This window comes from Tenuifilum sp. (assembly GCF_037481895.1).
GTDB lineage: Bacteria > Bacteroidota > Bacteroidia > Bacteroidales > Tenuifilaceae > Tenuifilum > Tenuifilum osseticum.
Genome location: NZ_JBBFKU010000018.1, coordinates 47,295 through 65,155, shown reverse-complemented (window position 1 = coordinate 65,155; position 17,861 = coordinate 47,295). Strand labels below are relative to the sequence as shown.

The window sequence follows — 17,861 nt, the reverse complement described above, 5'->3', positions numbered from 1 at the left end:
TTACCTTTAACCCTTTAATTCTTATTGTATTTTTGGGTAACCGCTCTTTGCGGTGCTATTCTGTTGCGATGCAAAGCTTCACCCTTGCTCTTTGGAAAAAGTATTGCGTGCATCGCTTAATATTTTGAATTCCACAATACCCAGGGTTAAAACCCTGGGCTAAGTAGATTTGTCTTTACATTGCTGGCGGTCGTTCTTCGTTGTTCTTGAATGCCTTGTCATTTACTCTGTGAAACACCGTGTTACATTGTGTAACTCTGTGATACTTGCTGTTGCTCGTTTTTCGTAAAACTATTGTCATGTTGAGCTCCGTCGAAGCATCTCAATTATGACCAAAGGTAGAGATCCTTCGCTACGCTCAGGATGACAAATAATCTTAACTAAACGACATTGAATCCAAATTAAAGACCAAGAAAATTTTGTAGTGTAGGAACGATTTTACTGATATCAAGTTTATCCTGAGCAAAAACGCGGGCATTCCGCCCAAGTTCATTACGCCTAACCGGGTTATTAATCAAAACGGAAAGCTTACAGGCAAACTCCGCTTCATCGGTAAATACAAAGCCATTAACACCGTCCGTAATAACATCGGCAACGCCTGGTATTCGTCGGGTTAGCACTGGCAGGCCTGCGGCCAATGCCTCGTTAACCGAGTTTGGAGGGAATCCCTCCGCATGCGATGCCACCAATAGGATATCGGACGAAAGGTAAAATTGGGTTGTATCGTTCTGTCGGCCCAGGAACCTAACCCTATCGCCTAATTTTTCTTCAACGTATTTTTTTAGATTTTTCATTACCACGTTATACCTGCTCATGGTATCCCATTCGGGGGCCTCGGTGCTGCCAATGTGCAACAGAAGAAAATCCTCATCAATTCTACTTAGCCAATCTGCAATTTCAGGAAAGCCTTTTCGTTCAATCAGATGTCCCACCATTAGTATTACAAACTTACCATCGGCAATTTTAAGTTTACCACGAAGTTCATGGCGAATCCCATTTTTATGATCGATGTAGTACTTTTTTAAATCAACACCCTGAACCGATTGCAAAATGTTAAAGTTACCAAAAAAGCTTTTCCATGAATTTGCAAATGCCGAGTTAAGGGCGTAGTAGCCGTAAAGCCTACCCAATAAATATCGGGTGTAGAACCGATGTGAGCTTCCGGCAATACTCTCGGCATCATCAAAACCCCATAGCGTAGAGCGGAAAACACAATCAACCCCTTTTAGGGTGGAGACTAAAGCAATGAGTTTATACCCGGGCATCGCCCCAAAAATCATCCATTTGGAACTATTATTACAATTGATGGTTAAGTATCGGAAAAGGCTTAACCTTAAGGCAAATCTTCCAATAATTGTACGGTACCAATAATTTATTCGGGATATCTCAACCCCATTCAATTTTTCATTCTTGGGTAGTTTTCCATTAGGGTTAAGGCAGATTAGCTTTACACAGTAGCCATTCTCATTGAGTTTTGATGCTACAAGCAGGGCATTACGACCATCGCCGGCCATCGCCGGGAACGTTTCGGCAGTAAAAATTAAAACCGCTGGGCTTTGAATGGGATTTGCCATTTTACCATTTATGGATACCTAAGGCAAATTTGGTTATTTTTGCGATATAAGAAAGCAGTAGGTATGATTTATATTGCAACCGTCCACTGGGAAACTGATAAATGGATCGACACTCAGCTCAAATATTTTAAAAGGAACATAAACCAGCCATATAGAGTTTTTGCGTTTCTGAGTGGCGATGCCTGTAAACATAAGGATAAATTCTACTTTGCCTGCTGCGAGCCCATTACCGAACATGCCATTAAGTTAAATCTTCTTGCCCGGTTTATTTCACTTCAAGCTAACGATGACGATGTCCTTATTTTTATTGATGGCGACGCCTTTCCCGTTAAACCTATAGATAGTTTCGTCACCTTAACGTTAAAACAGTACCCGCTTGCCGCCATAAGGCGAACTGAAAATATTGGTGATTTACAGCCGCACCCTTCGTTCTGTTTTACCACGGTAGGGTTCTGGAAATCAATTGAAGGCGACTGGAAGGAGGGTTACGAGTGGGAAACCACTGCTGGAATGCACCGAACGGATGTAGGGGGAAATCTCTTTAAAATTCTAATCGACCTAAAAATTGTCTGGCTACCACTTGAGCGCACCTCGCAGCTAACTGACCATGGATTAATGTTCGGCATTTACGCCGATTTGGTTTATCACCATGGTGCTGGTTTTAGGGAACCCTTGTCCATGTATGATAGGACTAAATCATTGGTGGGAATAGTTAAACCAAAGCTTATAGCAAAACTTCTCGATTTGCTGCTATGTAATGTTTCGGTTAAAAACCGGTTCAGGATACATAGATTGCTAGGTATTGGGGAGCGAATCAATTATCAAAACCAGCGTTTAAGCCAATCAATACATGAAAAGATAATAACAGATGAATTTTTCGTGTAGCTTTCCTTGACTTAACTCAAGTATTACTTTATATTGCCCACAAAATAGCATATGTTGAACATTAAACCTTACAGCCATGAATAAGGGTATACTTGAACTCATTGTAATAATGCTAATTGCATTACCAGTTATATTCACCAAATCAAAATGTGCATATTTCTTAAATCAAATTGTGCAAAAAAGATAATTTATCCACCCTAATAGATCAGCAAATGTATATCTTTTATCAACTCATCGTACTTACCATTGATGATTGCACTAATAGAACCATTGAATAATGGATCAATCGCTACTTTATTCCTCTTTGCCAATGCGCTTAGCTCAAAATGCTTATCACGTGATATGGCATCAAACACATTATACAGTACAATAGAATCCTGAAAATCAATTTTCATGCTATGCATCCTCCATGTTTGCGTAAGTACTCAGTTTCTTCAATTCGTTGTATGCTATATACTTTACAATCGTCTCAAGGCATACTGCATTTTCCGGAACCATATCATACGGTGTTACCATCGTTGGATATTCGGGAATTGGATTATAGCTTTTCATTCTTTCATCAACTAACTCCGTAATAGCTTCAGCAGTTAGCGCGCCGTACCGAATGTTTGGTAGCGATTCACTTATTACCAATTTGTTGATAAATGGGTCTGTTTCCGAATTACGTCTATCTTCCTCATTCCTATAGACGTAAATAATGGTATATCCTGTGAATACATCCACAGAGATTACCTTGTAATACTTTCCGGTTTCTAAGTCTTTTAGTGCCATGGTAAATTGTTTTTAAGGTCTATATCCTAATATATAAGCATCATAGTTTGAACCATCAAATACAAGTTCAAGCATAATTGTGTCCCCTGCACCAACCCCAAAATACACACCATCACCAGCATTATTATTACGTAATACTGGGTAAGAAGTAGAGGAATGGCCTGTTGTGGAATTACGACCATAAACTCTCGAGTTCACTGACCCAGTCTTACAAATAATCCTTATGGAAATTTGGAATTTATCTGAACTACTAAGGCCTAATGCTGACCGTATTGAGTATATATTTGGTAATACTGCGTAATACGATGATGATGAAAAAGACAGTAAATATGTCTTAGCAGAAAAATTTAAAACAACATGTGCACTTGAAATGGTTATAAGATTGTAATTGGTATCATGCGATAATCCAAGTAACCGAACATCTGTATCATCAATTTTAATACCATTCTTCCCGTTAGCACTCATTAATTTTGCATTGCCAATAAGGTCTAATAGGTAAGACGCAATACTGCTCAAATACAAATACTTACTGGCACTCCAATAACTTGCTATTCCATTATTTGCGATATATGTTCCAAACTTCTGTTGAGTATAAGAAAAGGTATTTTGTCCTATAGTTGAACTACCTATAAGTACCCCGCCGTAATCACGACCTCTAAAATAGTATTCATACAATATTTTGTATGTTCCTAACGAAATTCCATCCAGAGTTGCATTAATATAACTATTATATTCAGAGTAAGTTGTATTTCCAATTATTGTTTTAATAAGCGATAATTTATTTCCAGAACTATCGGTTAACCAAATACTTACATTGTAGTTAAAGTATAAAGCTATATAAATTTTGGTTTGAAAATTACAGTTTGCTCCATCAGGTATATAAAATTGATTGGTAGAAAAAACACTACCTGATGACTCCCACTCATCTTCAATTGGTGTGAATGTTGGAGAATGGTTTATACCTATTTCGTATGTTGCTCTTTGTGGGGTTATTAACGATGAAAGACTTGGCAATACGCTATTTGCAATATTAATTTTTTCCTCACCTGATGTTATAAATTTTATTAACTTCTGCAATGGGTCAATAATAAACTCATTATTGCTATCAATCCGTACAAACCTTTCGGAATCAATCTGCCAACCTGCAATATACCCCTTACTTGCATACATTGTACCATCCTGCTGTACCCTGAATGGAGCGACTGAACGACCGGTAAACGTATTCCCTGCCCAAATCCTAACCGAACTATCAGCGGAACCCTCTCCGGTTATTCCAGCTTTTACGGTGTAATCACCATCATTTCCCTGCCCGACCTGTATTGTTCCTGATGATACAAGACCGCCATCAATAATGGTTTTCAACGAACCGTAATCAAGACCCTGTGTTGGGTTAAGGTATAGCCATGCTATCTCCTCATCGGTAAGTGCCTTGTTGTAGAAACGCAACTCGTCTATATACCCATTGAATCGGTAAGAGGTTTCACTATTACCATCCGTACCAATTATAAATTTTGTTCCGCTTCCAAACTTTATGTCATCAAGTACTACGTCAACAATATTACCATTGATATACAGTTTTGAGTACCCATTGGCTCCAGTCTTCTGAACGAATGTTAGGTGATACCACCTATTCATTTCTATTTGATACGCGTATGAAGTTAGGCTTGCTGAATCTGATGTTCTTGTTACAATTGCTCTCGCATAATTAGTTGGCGTAGAATATACGATATCAACCCTTGGAGTATAAGGCATTGAAAATAGCCCACATGCAGTTTGACCGGAAGCAAACCCAGTAAACTTAAACCATAAGCTAATTGTTAGCTCAGGTATTCTGAAATAGTTAGAATCATCTATATACAGGTAACCATTGTTGGTGTCATTAATATCAAAGAATAAGCATTTACCCTTTATATCTGATGCCACCTGACTTATTGACCTTGTTCCATATTTGGTTAGTCCTTTCCCATTTCCGGAATCATCAAACAGCATACTCTTGTCAAAGGTGTAGAACGCCTTTAAGTTAGCGTCTGATGGCTTAACCGGAATGGTTGAAACCTTTGCAGCGGAAAGTAGTGAGTACACCGATGGCTCCTGCCCATTCATCTCATATATACCGACTCCATATATTTGTACTTTTGAATTAATAGTATAACTATATGCTCGAATTACTCTAACCGATATTGAGTTTACATTCGCATCGTACCATTTAAATTCTGCATAATTCGACTTGAATGATAATCTTTTTTTGGTTAATGGGTCATATATACCTGATAAACCAATACCCGAACCAGTGTAATCCTTACTGTGTACAATACCGGTAAGTAGTAACCACCTATTTTGTGGCAGCTTATAGTTATAAGCAGAACCTATAAAGTATGGATTGCTATCCATAGAACCGGTATTAAGGTTAATTACCTTATTCGATGTTGGTGTTAATCCATAATGAACTGTAACATTGCCTGCGTCAAGAATTTTTACCCATGCATAAAATATATATGATTTGTTCGGGTCAACTCTTACATACCTTGTAGTACTTATTCCACCACCCATACCGGCATCCGCAGCAGCTGTATTGCACTCCCATACCTTATCCATTGTGCCAAATGGAGTCTCTGCCAATACAATGGCATTCTCAGCAAAATCTCCCAATATTCCGGTAGCGAAATTAGTATAGGCTGCCGACGTAATCGGATAGTTGCATAGCTGTAGCTGTTGCCAATCAAGAAAGTTACCGCCATTCTTAGCGACCCTTCTGGCTTGTTCCGCAATCGCGTTAAGTAGGTTTTGCCGTTCAAGGTAGTAAGTATTGAATTTCGACCTGAACGTAGGCCCATCAATGGTACTATCCGTGTTTAGGTTTGATAGCAATGGTGTTATGTACGTATTAAGCGCGTCATAAGCATTGGTGTATGCAGTTGTACTAACATCGTAGTAGGGATACGCTTGGTCAAGTATCTTCTGCTTCTCATTGACAATATCGTCCCATTCGCGTTTTACGGCTTGCTTTTCGATTGGGCTTAAAATATTATCACTTGCTATATTAGTTAACTGCGTTAATGCATTATTGGCGTTGATTAACGCTGTATTCGCTGTATTTTGAGCATTGGTGGCAGCGGTTTGAGCACTATTAGCTGTCGTTTGTGCTGTATTAGCTGTTAATTGTGCTGTATCAGCCGTATCCTGAGCTGTAACTATTGCTTGTTCAATTTGGGCATCATCCATCCCTGACCGGAACACTATTTTGCCCTTAATTTCACCGGCATCAAGGTCAAAATATGTTTGCCCGTCCTGGCTCGTAATGCGACCAGTCTTTATTTCCTTCCCATTAATTGTGGTAGCTCCATATGTAAGGCTTATTTTACGGTAGCCATCCTGCACGCTATGGAGCACACCTATAAGGAAATAATAATAACCCGATTCGGCGTCCACCTTAAGCTGATCGGTACGATATTTAACCTGTGCATTACTGCCATTTAAATCACATTTAATATATATATAACGCGCATTGTTGTCGGGCACAACATAGTCGTATGCCTCCACCACCCATGTACGGATGCTATCCTCAATGGCGTAATGTGAGAGGGTTCCCATGGTGTTTGCTATGCGGTTAGCCACTCCGTTATATCCCGGCTGAAATACTACGCCATTCAGAACAAATTGTCCAGCCTTGCTGCCCACTGATAACATGGCTGTATTGATACTTAGCGGCCTTATATTCCCCGATTCGAAATAACCATCCTGGTCGAATACCATTTGCTGCAGCTCCAAGGCGTTGCGCCATGCGGTGCGGTACTTTGCCGGGTCGTGTAGCTGGTTAATCTTTACAACCTTTTCAATTGCGCTGGTGCGATCCAAAAGCTGGGTAGCTAAGCTAACCGTTACTTCATCCCCCAGTTCAAGGCTCATTTTGTAGGGTTCCAACAGGTCTCGTTTCACCGATACCACCCTGATGTCCCTATCTATGTTCAAATCAGTGTCCCTAACGCGTATAATATCTCCGGCATTCAGGTTGATGCACTCCTGCTTGGCAAATATGGGGTCGATCTCGACGCTGTAGCGCACCTTGGCGGATTTTTTTTCCGCCAACAGGGAGGTTGCCTGGGAGAGCAGCTCAGCCTCAGCGGCATCGATATAGGATTGGGGCATGTGTATATCGAGCAGCACGTACTGGTCTCCCACGTTGATCTTAAAAGCATCATCGGCTGATGGGTATTTATAGCCGCGCTCATCGGTGTAATACTTTATGGTAAAGGATTTTGAGGCATGGGAGTAGGCGGCGATTTCAAACTCATACCCGGCAAGGTTGCCCGAGATGAAGCTGACCTTTGCGGGGTTTCCGGGAATAAGGTATTTGGTTTGACCTTGGGCATCCGTTTCGTTCAAATCAAAATCCATGGTGCTATCCGTAAAGGCATTGGGTGCACCCACCTCAGTGATGACCCCTGTTCTGCGCGGGTAGATGTCCTCAAAAATTTTTGTCCCCTCGATTACGCCGTATGTGGCTATGGCATCGGCATCCTCAATGTACGAATCTGGGTTGTTGGGTAGCTTTAACCGCCGGGAAAAGTCCCTGTAGCCCGACGGGATGTTGCGATTGCCTCCGTAGACGAATAACCGCGTTACGATACCCGTATCGTTGACCATCAAGCGATCGAGCTTGTATAGGCCCTTCCCGGCACCATACTGTAACGAGAGGGATTTGATTGTACCGACTGTGCCAATTCTCAGTTCAATAACTGATCCAGCCCTAATTAACTCAAACTCGTAGCCGTAATCGCTACATACGCGCTGCAGCACCGCCAGCACGTTTTCATTGTTGATTATATGGTTGCGAGTATCGGTTTGGGGGCAATCGCCAAGTAGGTAGGCGCCGGAACCATACACGCGATTAAGGTTGGATATGGCAAGGCGGGCAATGTCCTCGAGGTTACCCATTAAACTGAAATCGCTTTCCACAGCCATACCCGTATTATCGTACAGCAGGAACTGGGCGTGGCGAAGGCGGTACATCTCGCCCTCGAGCTCCACCTCATAGGTGTACCCGTTCCCCTTTTCGAGCTTTGGCAGGCGATTGATGTAGTACCATGATCCCAGCAGCTCTGCCCTATCGCCCACCATGAAATCGATGGGGGTGTAGCTATGTACGGTAAGGGTGGCCACATCCTGGGACAGCAGCTTCTGGGTGACCTCACCCTTTACAATCGTAACGGTGTAGTGGCTCTGATTGCGACGAATTATAGTAAGTTCCATAGCACTACAAGGTTTTGTGATGCAGTAAGATTACCAATATCATTAACCATACCTACAATGCTTATATAGTAACGCCCGTCAGTGCTATACTCGTGCTCAATTTGCGATCCCGCACGCACTACATCGTAGGATCCATCGCCCCAATATACAGTAAACTGCTGATTGGGCTCATCAAAGGCTAATTGTATGTGGCGAGAGTTTTGAACATTATCGGCCTCAAATATGAACACCCGCTTAAGGGGTTCCGGCTCCAGAAGTTTTAAAGTAAACTGTCCCAGCTGCCTGGATGCATCCCATTTTGATTCCCGCTCAATCGCAATTCCATCGTTGGGGTACACATAGTAGAACAGGGGTTTCTGGCTATCGTAGTCAATCCTGAGCTCGCGGAGGTTGGGTTTAGCGAACAGGGTTGTTACCAACTCGTTGGTCCGGATTAGGAACTCCATCCTTGTTGATGCGCTTAAATGGCAATGTAGTTCGATGCTGCGGACATCGTATATAGGATTAGCCAGATCAACCAGTATTCCATGACGGTTTGGGTAACTGATGGTGAGGGCATTCTTTACTTTTGGTAGACCGAATAATCCCTTCGCTTGGCTAACGGTGATACCCAAGCTGGATAGATCGATGCTGTCGATGTAGTAGCGTATCATAGTCCCTTTCCTCTTGTGTCTGAATCAAGTTTTTTGCTTACCTCATCGAATTTTTGCTGTATTGCATTGTGCATGACTGTTAGCATACGTACCGTGTTAAGCGTGTTCTGGGCGGTTTGCGCCTGGTGAATAAGGGCCTGTCTTGCAACGCTGAGGTGCTCTGCAGAGTTAATGCGTAGGGCGTTGAACTGACCGGCAAGAATGGATGCCGTTTCCTCGCTCATCCCCTTGATGGCCCCGCTTAACGAGTTGGCATCGTCGGCCAGTTCGCCAAAGTTGATGCCTGTTATACTTTTAAGCTCTTCAAATGCCTTTGCGGCGCTGCCGGCAATGGTCAAGTAGGCCTCGCGCAACCTTGCTACCTCATCTGCGGTTAGCCCACCCTCCGATAGCTTTGCAAACTCCTTATACCACGCATCGAGAGGTCCTTTAAGGTACTGTATCTTTAGTGCATTGATCACTGCCTGTTTCATGATGTCCTCAAAGGTTTTGGCAAACTCCTCCGCGCTGTACACGCCATCGTCGAATGCCGCAGCGAGTGCATCTACAACACCCTCATAGGTATTACCGGTGAGTATCTCAGCCTGCTTAGCAGCAAGCGCCTCAGCTTGTCGGAGCAGCTCCTCGTACTGAGCCAGCTGCTCCTCCAGGGCCTTGGTATCGCCCCCAATGATACCATCGCCAATCAGCTTCCTAATTCTGGCTATCTCGTCGTAAACCTTTTTGATACTACCGTAGTCAGGTGCCTGCAGCGCTTCCCCCATCAGCTGGTAGAACGAGCTGAAATTGTACTCGCGGTATTTTTTTACCCGTTCTAGCGCATATATATGACCATTTTTAAACCAGCTCGACTCCCAGGTGTAGTAGCTGTTATTTTTGTCGTAGAGCTTCAGCTTCTCGGTGGCTTTTATGTACTCCGTTAAAGTATTTTTGAGCTGCTCTTCTGATTGTGCAAGACCAGCATATATATTGACACCACGTATTTTATCGAGAAGCTCGAGCTGCTTGGTAAGCAGGTCGTTAGCTTCGCGCAGCATCCGGTTGCTGGCTTCCTGCCTTTTTTGGGCTGCCTCCTGCTCCTTTCGGGCGCGCCGATCCTCAATATACTTATTAAGCTGTAATAGCGATGTGGCGAGCTGTATGCCGCCCTGTACGTAGTTACCGGCGGCAAGGCTGGCAAAGGCACTGGCAAGGTTAGAGGCCAGATCGACCGCAACGGCCAGCTCTTCGCTTAGGTACCCGGCAATCTCCCTGGCTTCTCCCAACCGGGCTGCCACATTACCAAACATATTCTCCAGTGCCTGAGCCCTGCGGTACTCGGCATCCCGCATCTCGGTTTCGAGCTTAACGCGCTCGGCCTCGTCCTTTGCCTGCTTGATACGATTCTTAAGTTGGGCAATCCTCTGATTGAGATGGTTAATAGCTATTAATGGTGCCCGAGCAATAAGTGCTTCCTCGGCATCGCTGAGCGCCCTAAGTGCATCAGCCTGTACCTGATCCGATAGGTTGCTATCCTGTATCGTCTCCCTAATTCGGTTGATACGGTCCCTGAGCATTTGGATTGTCATGCTTGTTATGCTATCGTACAGGTAACGGTAGCGCTCAACGTACCTGCCGTAGTGCCGGTCGAGCTCTTCGAGTTCTTGTTGGTGCATCCTGCGCAGCTCATCGAGGTTATCCTCTGTGGTCCTGTTATCGCCTTTCAGCATGGCCAATTTTTGCTGGTACTGGAACTCCAGTGCCATGCGCTTCTGCTGGTACGATTGGGTTTCGCTAAGCAACTCGTCGAGGTACTCGCGGCGCTTGTCGGGCTGCTCCTTTTCCTGGTCAATTTTATACTTTTCCAACTCTTTCCGCTTAGCCAATATTAGCTGGCGTAAGCGGTTCAGCTCCTTATGGTCGTTTATATCGGTTGCCTCCTTGTAGCGGCGCTCCAGCTCCGCAATCTCATCCTCGAGGTTTTTAATGGTACGCATGGCCACTTCAGCCTCAGCAGCTGATGAGGAGGTTAGCTTGAGCAGAGATACCTGGGAGCTTACAATCTCCTCATTAATGGCATCAATGGCCTTACGCGTTGCGCTCAGGGATTCCTCGGCACGCTTTTTCCGGTTCTCGAGCTGCTCTAGATCGGTGTACATGGCAGCCCTACCGGCCAATCCGGACTCACCGCCCGTTACAAGGCCCTCGCTGAGCGCCCTGTTCTGGCCCTCGTAGAGCTTTCGCCTCTTGTTAAGTTCCTGCTCCGCTGCGGCGAGCTCCCTTAACTGGTTGCGCTCGGTTTCGTAGAGAGCGGTGAGCTCCTTTTCAGCAGCCTGCATTTTTATCTTTATCTCGAGCTGCTTTATGTAGCTGGTAATGGCAGCCGTATTCTCGTTTATGAGTTTACCCTCTCTGCTCAGCTCGGCATTGTAGCCGGGCATTATTTCTTTAAGCTTTTTAATGGCATCGGTACGGTCTCGAATTGATAGCTTTTCGTTAGCTGCGGTTGATCGCAGCATTTCAATTTTGGCACGCTGCTCGGCAATGCCTTTTGTTACTTCATCGTTTATACGGGAGAGGGCCTCTTGCTCAATTTTTGCCTCATTGGCTCGGGTACTCATCAGCGCAAGCCCCGAAACAATGGCAGCAATACCAGCGGCAGCCCATGCATAGGGATTTTTGAGTATGGTGGCGTTAAGTATGCGCTGAGCCTTCTCAACTGTAACCAACCAGGTGTAGTGCAGCGATTCGGCTATGGTTAATCCATTTTTGGCTATCGCAGTGGCTGCCAACGCAGCGCGGTAAGTGCCATAGCTGATGGCTAATACCTTTAGCGCATCGATAACCCTTTGGTAGTTCTCTATCAGGTGGGTAATTGCGCTAATACCACCGGCCAACAGGCCCTCGTTGCTCTGGCCTATATCGTTAAGCATCCTATCCCAGGCATCGCCCAGGTTGCTAACCATACCGGTGAGCGACTTACTCTGCTTCTCCATGAGATTATAGAACATGCCGCCTTCATTGGTGAGCCGCTCAATTACTTGTCGTACGTCGTTAAACCCTACCTTACCGGATGATACCATCTCGGATATCCTGTTCTCGGCAACGCCAAACTGCTTGGCAAGCTCGGCTATCAATGGAATTCCCGCTTCGGTAAACTGCTTCAGGTCGTCTCCCATAAGGCGCCCCTTTGCCTTAACTTGACCGTACGCCATGATCAGCCTGCCAATGGGTACACCAACACCCGATGCAACATCGCCCAGGCGCTTCATGGTATCGATAACGGTATCCTGGCTCTCCTGGTAGGCGAGTAGCTGCTTAACCCCCTGGCTCACCTCCTGGAGCGAGAAGGGGGTTCTGGCTGCAACGGCAATTATTTGCTCCTGCAGCTTGGTGGCCTTTTCCTTGCTGCCGAGCATGGTCTCCAGTGCGATGCCCAACTGCTGGAACTCTCCACGCACCCTAACTATATCGCTCGTGAGGCTCTTAAGTGCGGTAATTGAAAAGTAGGTCCCAATTGCACCTGCCAGGGAGCGTAGCGCACGGTTGGTTTCATCAACAGATGATTGCGCTTGGGTAGCAATACCTTTAATCTCAGCTTTTATGCGCTGCGTTTCGTGGCTGATGTTTACCCCCTTAAGCACGAATTCAATATCAACGGGGCCCAATTTATCGCTCATAGCTTTAGAAATTTTCTGGCGTCGTCAAGGGTAACCAGATCCTTATTCTTCCTCTTTGTGATGTATCTAGGGGCATCGGCCATCATCAGCTGTAGGGTTGCCCAGCTGATACCCCAAAGTATATGATCAAAGCTCCAACCCGTTTGGGTGGCAATGCTCCATATCACCCCGAACGGGCTATGCAGGCCATCTACATGTCCTGTTAACTCCCGCTCTCTTTCTGGCTCAGAATCGTAGCCCTCATCACGTTCGTCTGGCTCACGAATCTGATAGTACTCAAAAAATCCTGTACGCCCGACAGCACAACTACTAAGGAGAACACCTCTGCCAGCCTGTCGGGGCTAATGCCCCAGGCTATTCGACGGGCTAGACTAACCGCATGGCGCTCAATGGCATGTCTGTTGTTAAGTAACGCTACGGCAATAAATTCCGCAACCCTATCGCCATGTTCGGCAACCACCCTGTATGCCTCCTGAATATTACCTTCGTCCAGCTTGTCGAAATCAACATCTATTCCTGATGCTATTCGGCTCATGGCAATAAGCGTACCCAGTTTTGGGCGGCGTAGTATGTAGCTTTTATGCCTTACGCCGACGATACGGTACCAAAAAGGGGCGGGGAGTTTAACCCTCACGCCCCTATCCAGTAGTACATCGGCAGCGCGCTGCTGTACTTCCGGTTCAACCATACGCTACACCTCCGAGATCATGATGGGCGATACCCCTGCCTTGGTGGGCGTGAGTATCTTCGCGGTGATGTCAACGAGTGCAACTCCGTTCTTGACGATCTTGGCGTTAAGCTTGGCCATGATCTTGGCCCTGGGGATCTCGAACTTCACCCCGCTCTTGCTCACCAGCTCAATCGACTTCTCGATCGATGGGGATGAGGTAGGGGCATTCCACACGTAGGGGCTCAGTTCGGTGCCTGACCCCGTTACCGTTCCGCCCAGCACCTTCACAAGCGTTTGCGGGTTGTAGTCCATGATCGACCACTTCAGGGTTCTAGCTCCCAGGGTCTCGATGCTCTCCACCGGGTCGTCGGATTCCTCGCATTCAATGTCAGTAACCTGTGGGTCTTCCTGGATAAGCTCGCAGCTGTCCTTATAGGTAGATCCCAGCGATGCCAGGGTAGTTCCCATTCCCCCATCGGTCGCAATTTCGCCTATTTTTAGGCTTGCCAGTCCAATGCTTCTCTTTTCTGCCATAATTCTATAATTTATTGGTTAGTGCTTTAATTACTTGAATAAATCTGTATCGTATTATTATGTATAGTAATGCAAGGGGTAACAGCACCAGTAATGTTACCTTGCCCGCTCGCATGTATAATTGTTGAAGGTATGTAAGCTTTTTATCCACATACCGGTATTCTACCCTTGACGTGGTTGTATTGCGATGCTCAAAGCGTTCCTGCCTGCTTGATTTAGCCTTAACGCTTACACTCTTACCGCGTTGCTCAAACTGTAACGATAGCAGTTTGCCTTGCAGCATGGTAACCTCTGAGAGGTACACCCTACCAAGGCTATCGCAGGTAATGTATGCTTGCAGCGATGCTGAATCAATGGCAACCACGGTGTCGCGAATTAATACCAGTGAGTCCTTTTTTTCCACCCGGATTTCATGGGTTGGCACAGCCTGACGGTTACAGGCCATTATTAGGGCTAGTAATAGTATACTAATCAATGCTTTCATTTCCAATATCTTTCTTTAGTTGATTTACAACCATTTCGGCATTATCGGCGTTAATCTTATCGAGTGCACGCAATATCTTATTATTGATAAGCCTTAGCTTACCCACCTCGCACTTCAAGGCCTTATTATCATCGCTTAGGCGTTGAACTTCCTTCTTGAGATCCTCGGCTAGCTCGCGCCATATCTTAATGGCATCTTCAATCACATCAAGTTCACTTGCCTTGGCCTCGGCTTCGGCCTTGCGGGCATCGGCAATGTTTTTTCGGCGGGCTAACAGCCATGTAACCGATGCGGTTATTATGTTAGATGCTAACGAGATGGCAACCTCAATCATGGCAGGTATATGTTCTTTGGTTCGATACCTACGCTTATGAGCCATTCGGGGACGTTGAACGATGGACAGGTTTTAGCGGGGTTAAATTGGTAATGGCCGGCCACCTTGATGTCGGGGAAACGCTTAACCATATCGCGCACATATGCCAGCATGGCTCCTTTTTGTGCAAGCGTTCGGGTGTCGCCACCCTTACCGCCAACATATACGATATGGCGGCTAATAGCATTAATACCTGCTACACCGTTTGTGATTTCCCAGGGGTCAACCCACTCATCATCGTTATTATTAACAAGCCGCTCCACCCTCCCGTCGAGGTGTATCATATCGGTATAGCCTACCTGCTTCCAACCGCGCTCAACAGTATGCCAGTAACGTATCATCTGCGAGGTTATAGGCCTGCCAGCCGGTGTATCGGTACAGTGTATTACCAGGTATTGGAGCTTCTGCCTCATCGTTATTGTTATTACCCGGGGCCGTGGCTAGCCCCGGGAAAGTGTTAGTACTAGGTGGTGGCTGCCTGAACAAGAGCAATTACACCCTTGGCATCGTTGCGGCGAATTCTTCCGCCTGCCCTTACCAGTGCGCTGTAGATACTGCCATAGTAGGTGGGATCCTTCTCGTTTTCAAAGAACTCGTGATCTCCCATTGCCCTGATTACCGAGTTTCGATGCCAAATTAGGCCGCCGGCATTGTAGCTGTCCTGAATGGTAGACCCTGGATCAACGGGCGCAGGGGTGGCATCGTTGGTGTATATGAGCACCGATGTGCGAGGAGCCAGGAAGGTGAAGCCAAAGAGCTGCCCCACAACACCCCTTGATGCATCGTAAGCCTGCGAGAAATCGCGGTACTGCGATGCGGTTAGCTCATCGGTGAACTGGTCGTACAGGTCGGCGTCAAGGGCGATGACCCTACCATCGGCTGGCACTCCCATACGGTCAAGCAGGAGCTTGGCCCTTTTAACATCGGCAACGGTTAGCTTCTTGCGGTTGCCGGTACCCACATGAGCCGCTACCGCATCTCCGGTTGTCCTGATAATGTTTTCTGCCGTAGCTGGTGCCCAGTAGCGGAACATCCACGTTCCAACAAGCTCGCTTAGCGCCTCGCTCTGCTCGCCAATCACACTGGCACGCTTGTCGTAGCTAAGCTCGTAATCATCCGCATTGGGGATGAGTATAGGATCGGTGGTGAACTCATCCAGCGCAAAGGTGATGTCTGCATCACCACGCTGTGTCACCGATGCAGGCAACGATGAGCGATTCCTTTTCACACTGGGTTTGGACCCGGCGTTAGGGATATGCACCACCTTGCCCTGGAGGACAAACTCATCGGCATTTACTGCAAAACCCAAATGGGGGTTGCTGTCAAATAGGTTGGCTACAATATCGTTGAGCCAAATCTCTTTCTGTATAGCCATTTCTTATACGGTTTTATTGGTTTTTACAACATTTACTAGCTTTTGGGTTGCCTGCCAAACTTTTCCTCGAATTTCTGGGCGTAGAGCTCGGGGTAATCCGCTTTGAGCTCACGGAGCTTGCCCTTTCGGTCGAGCTCATCCCAGGTCATGGAGGCGTACCTATCGGCCCTGCTACTGGCATCCTTTGTAAGTGTATCCCTAACGCTTTGGCGCTTGGGCAGAGCAAGTATAGCCTGCTCTGCAACCTCGTAGCTGGTGTCAAACATCATCTCCCAGGCCTGTCGGGCATCGGCATTGATTCGCCCTGTACGGATAGCCTCATCAATCAGCTTCGCTGAGCGTTCCTTGCGCTGCTGCCTCTCACGCTCGGCGTACTGGTTCACCTGCTGCTCCAGCTCAGCATTCCGTTTAAGAAGCTCCTGCACCCTATCTGCCATGGTGCGCTCATCGGCTTCGTCCGATAGATTGAGTAGTTTTGCGATTTCTTTCATACTATACGTTGGTTTTGGTGATTGCACAAGGTTAACGGGGCAGTTGCCATTGCCTGTATTCAGCTCAATGGGATTGCCGTCGTTATCATAGAATGCCAGCGAGATGGCATTATCGTTGGCTCCAATATCTACTAGGGATGCCTCCCTCAACCTCCACTTGGTTACGGTTTCACGGGTCTGCCCTGGCTTAAGGTTTTCGGGTGCGCTGCTGGTTTCCAATACGGTAATTCCAACTGATGCCATGCGGATTATGCCCTTGTCCACCTTTCGCGCTATTGCTGCAGCAAACTCATCATCGGTGTCAATAGCCGCATCGGCGAGTAGCTTGCCATTCTCAATCCGGATGTTATCCCATGTACCAATAGGGAGCACCTCATCGCGGGTGCCACGCCATGATCTGGAGTGCATCCAGAGCATTATGGGGTTACGTCGGAATTGTTCAATATCGGCGCCATCGAGCTTGAGCCAAAACCCATAAGCGTTGACACTCTCATCTGTAAGAAGAAATGTTTTGTTGGCCATTGGACTGTGGATTTTCGTAACAAATCTAAGCCTGTGTCATGGCAAATTGTGTAGGCAATATCTATGATAGGTAGTACTACGAGCTATTATAGGGCAATATACCTGCTATAATGGATCAAGCACACCTCTATGAGCCCTTGTTAATGGTAGATTTGTAGGAGCAATTAATCAGCGAGCATGAAGGCGGATCAACGTAAGGAATTGGCAAAGCTGCTGTATGTGAACGAGCAGCTAACACAACGCGAAATAGCCCAACGGGTTGGCGTTTCCGAGAAAACGTTCTCGCGCTGGGTTAATGAGGGGCAATGGCGTAAGCTGCGCCAGAGCTTACTGGTTACCAAGGAGGAGCAGCTCAGACGCATTTACGATCAGATAGATGAGCTTAATACTGCGATAGCATCGCGCGAGCCGGGTCAGCGCTATGCCAACACGAGGGATGCAGATACCCTGAGCAAGCTAACGTCGGCAGCCAAGAATCTTGAATCGGAGGCTAGCATCTCCGATATTGTGTCGGTGGCAAAGCGCTTTCTGAACTGGCTAAGACCCCTTGACATTGATAAGGCCAAGGAGCTATCATCGCTAATTGATGCATTTATTAAGGATCAACTTAAACGCTAGTG

Annotated in this window: 15 protein-coding genes; 2 read left to right on the top strand and 13 right to left on the bottom strand. The window is 46.2% G+C overall.

The window, feature by feature from the left end:
• Positions 1-401 precede the first annotated feature (401 nt).
• Positions 402-1,574, bottom strand: a complete 1,173-nt coding sequence (locus WHS63_RS07260; RefSeq protein WP_445204521.1) for a glycosyltransferase family 4 protein — start codon at positions 1,572-1,574, stop codon at positions 402-404.
• Between the two features lie 39 nt (positions 1,575-1,613).
• On the opposite strand from WHS63_RS07260, the gene WHS63_RS07255 reads away from it, so the two are divergent.
• Positions 1,614-2,459, top strand: coding sequence for a hypothetical protein (locus tag WHS63_RS07255; protein ID WP_445204520.1), 846 nt, complete (start codon positions 1,614-1,616; stop codon positions 2,457-2,459).
• 396 nt (positions 2,460-2,855) lie between these two features.
• Here the strand turns inward: WHS63_RS07255 and WHS63_RS07250 are convergent, their stop codons facing one another.
• Genes WHS63_RS07250 through WHS63_RS07195 form a run of 12 tightly spaced genes read right to left on the bottom strand, consistent with a single transcriptional unit; the run spans position 2,856 to position 17,241 of the window.
• Complete coding sequence (locus tag WHS63_RS07250; protein WP_445204519.1) at positions 2,856-3,230, bottom strand: hypothetical protein; 375 nt, start codon at positions 3,228-3,230, stop codon at positions 2,856-2,858.
• A gap of 12 nt (positions 3,231-3,242) precedes the next feature.
• Positions 3,243-8,480, bottom strand: a complete 5,238-nt coding sequence (locus tag WHS63_RS07245) for a LamG-like jellyroll fold domain-containing protein (protein ID WP_445204518.1) — start codon at positions 8,478-8,480, stop codon at positions 3,243-3,245.
• Positions 8,465-9,133 (bottom strand): phage tail domain-containing protein, encoded by a 669-nt coding sequence (locus tag WHS63_RS07240; protein ID WP_369491081.1) that lies wholly within the window; start codon positions 9,131-9,133, stop codon positions 8,465-8,467. Before WHS63_RS07240 ends, WHS63_RS07245 begins: the two co-directional genes overlap by 16 nt.
• Entirely contained in the window at positions 9,130-12,792 is a 3,663-nt protein-coding gene (locus tag WHS63_RS07235; RefSeq protein ID WP_445204517.1) for a tape measure protein, read from the bottom strand. The genes WHS63_RS07240 and WHS63_RS07235 overlap by 4 nt, the downstream gene beginning before the upstream one ends.
• Positions 12,789-12,959 carry a hypothetical protein gene (locus WHS63_RS07230; protein WP_369491083.1) on the bottom strand — a complete coding sequence of 57 codons (171 nt, stop codon included), beginning with the start codon at positions 12,957-12,959 and terminating at the stop codon, positions 12,789-12,791. Before WHS63_RS07230 ends, WHS63_RS07235 begins: the two co-directional genes overlap by 4 nt.
• A 35-nt stretch (positions 12,960-12,994) precedes the next feature.
• Positions 12,995-13,480, bottom strand: coding sequence for a hypothetical protein (locus WHS63_RS07225; RefSeq protein WP_445204516.1), 486 nt, complete (start codon positions 13,478-13,480; stop codon positions 12,995-12,997).
• A 3-nt stretch (positions 13,481-13,483) separates the two neighbouring features.
• Complete coding sequence (locus WHS63_RS07220; RefSeq protein WP_445204515.1) at positions 13,484-13,996, bottom strand: hypothetical protein; 513 nt, start codon at positions 13,994-13,996, stop codon at positions 13,484-13,486.
• 4 nt (positions 13,997-14,000) lie between these two features.
• A complete protein-coding gene (locus WHS63_RS07215) occupies positions 14,001-14,480 on the bottom strand; it encodes a hypothetical protein (RefSeq protein ID WP_445204514.1) in 480 nt (159 codons plus the stop codon).
• Positions 14,464-14,814 (bottom strand): hypothetical protein, encoded by a 351-nt coding sequence (locus tag WHS63_RS07210; protein WP_445204513.1) that lies wholly within the window; start codon positions 14,812-14,814, stop codon positions 14,464-14,466. Before WHS63_RS07210 ends, WHS63_RS07215 begins: the two co-directional genes overlap by 17 nt.
• Complete coding sequence (locus WHS63_RS07205; RefSeq protein ID WP_445204512.1) at positions 14,811-15,266, bottom strand: N-acetylmuramoyl-L-alanine amidase; 456 nt, start codon at positions 15,264-15,266, stop codon at positions 14,811-14,813. Before WHS63_RS07205 ends, WHS63_RS07210 begins: the two co-directional genes overlap by 4 nt.
• 50 nt (positions 15,267-15,316) lie before the next feature.
• Positions 15,317-16,228, bottom strand: coding sequence for a phage capsid protein (locus WHS63_RS07200; protein ID WP_445204511.1), 912 nt, complete (start codon positions 16,226-16,228; stop codon positions 15,317-15,319).
• 35 nt (positions 16,229-16,263) lie between these two features.
• On the bottom strand, positions 16,264-17,241 hold the full coding sequence (locus WHS63_RS07195; RefSeq protein ID WP_369491092.1) for a hypothetical protein: 978 nt from the start codon (positions 17,239-17,241) through the stop codon (positions 16,264-16,266).
• 177 nt (positions 17,242-17,418) lie between these two features.
• On the opposite strand from WHS63_RS07195, the gene WHS63_RS07190 reads away from it, so the two are divergent.
• Entirely contained in the window at positions 17,419-17,859 is a 441-nt protein-coding gene (locus tag WHS63_RS07190) for a helix-turn-helix domain-containing protein (protein WP_369491094.1), read from the top strand.
• Positions 17,860-17,861 lie beyond the last annotated feature (2 nt).

Excerpts from the sequence above, each read along its gene's own strand:
- WHS63_RS07260 (WP_445204521.1), bottom strand. The coding sequence starts at position 1,574 with ATGGCAAATCCCATTCAAAGCCCAGCGGTTTTAATTTTTACTGCCGAA.
- WHS63_RS07250 (WP_445204519.1), bottom strand. The coding sequence starts at position 3,230 with ATGGCACTAAAAGACTTAGAAACCGGAAAGTATTACAAGGTAATCTCT.
- WHS63_RS07245 (WP_445204518.1), bottom strand. The coding sequence starts at position 8,480 with ATGGAACTTACTATAATTCGTCGCAATCAGAGCCACTACACCGTTACG.
- WHS63_RS07240 (WP_369491081.1), bottom strand. The coding sequence starts at position 9,133 with ATGATACGCTACTACATCGACAGCATCGATCTATCCAGCTTGGGTATC.
- WHS63_RS07235 (WP_445204517.1), bottom strand. The coding sequence starts at position 12,792 with ATGAGCGATAAATTGGGCCCCGTTGATATTGAATTCGTGCTTAAGGGG.
- WHS63_RS07225 (WP_445204516.1), bottom strand. The coding sequence starts at position 13,480 with ATGGTTGAACCGGAAGTACAGCAGCGCGCTGCCGATGTACTACTGGAT.
- WHS63_RS07220 (WP_445204515.1), bottom strand. The coding sequence starts at position 13,996 with ATGGCAGAAAAGAGAAGCATTGGACTGGCAAGCCTAAAAATAGGCGAA.
- WHS63_RS07215 (WP_445204514.1), bottom strand. The coding sequence starts at position 14,480 with ATGAAAGCATTGATTAGTATACTATTACTAGCCCTAATAATGGCCTGT.
- WHS63_RS07210 (WP_445204513.1), bottom strand. The coding sequence starts at position 14,814 with ATGATTGAGGTTGCCATCTCGTTAGCATCTAACATAATAACCGCATCG.
- WHS63_RS07205 (WP_445204512.1), bottom strand. The coding sequence starts at position 15,266 with ATGAGGCAGAAGCTCCAATACCTGGTAATACACTGTACCGATACACCG.
- WHS63_RS07200 (WP_445204511.1), bottom strand. The coding sequence starts at position 16,228 with ATGGCTATACAGAAAGAGATTTGGCTCAACGATATTGTAGCCAACCTA.
- WHS63_RS07195 (WP_369491092.1), bottom strand. The coding sequence starts at position 17,241 with ATGGCCAACAAAACATTTCTTCTTACAGATGAGAGTGTCAACGCTTAT.
- WHS63_RS07190 (WP_369491094.1), top strand. The coding sequence starts at position 17,419 with ATGAAGGCGGATCAACGTAAGGAATTGGCAAAGCTGCTGTATGTGAAC.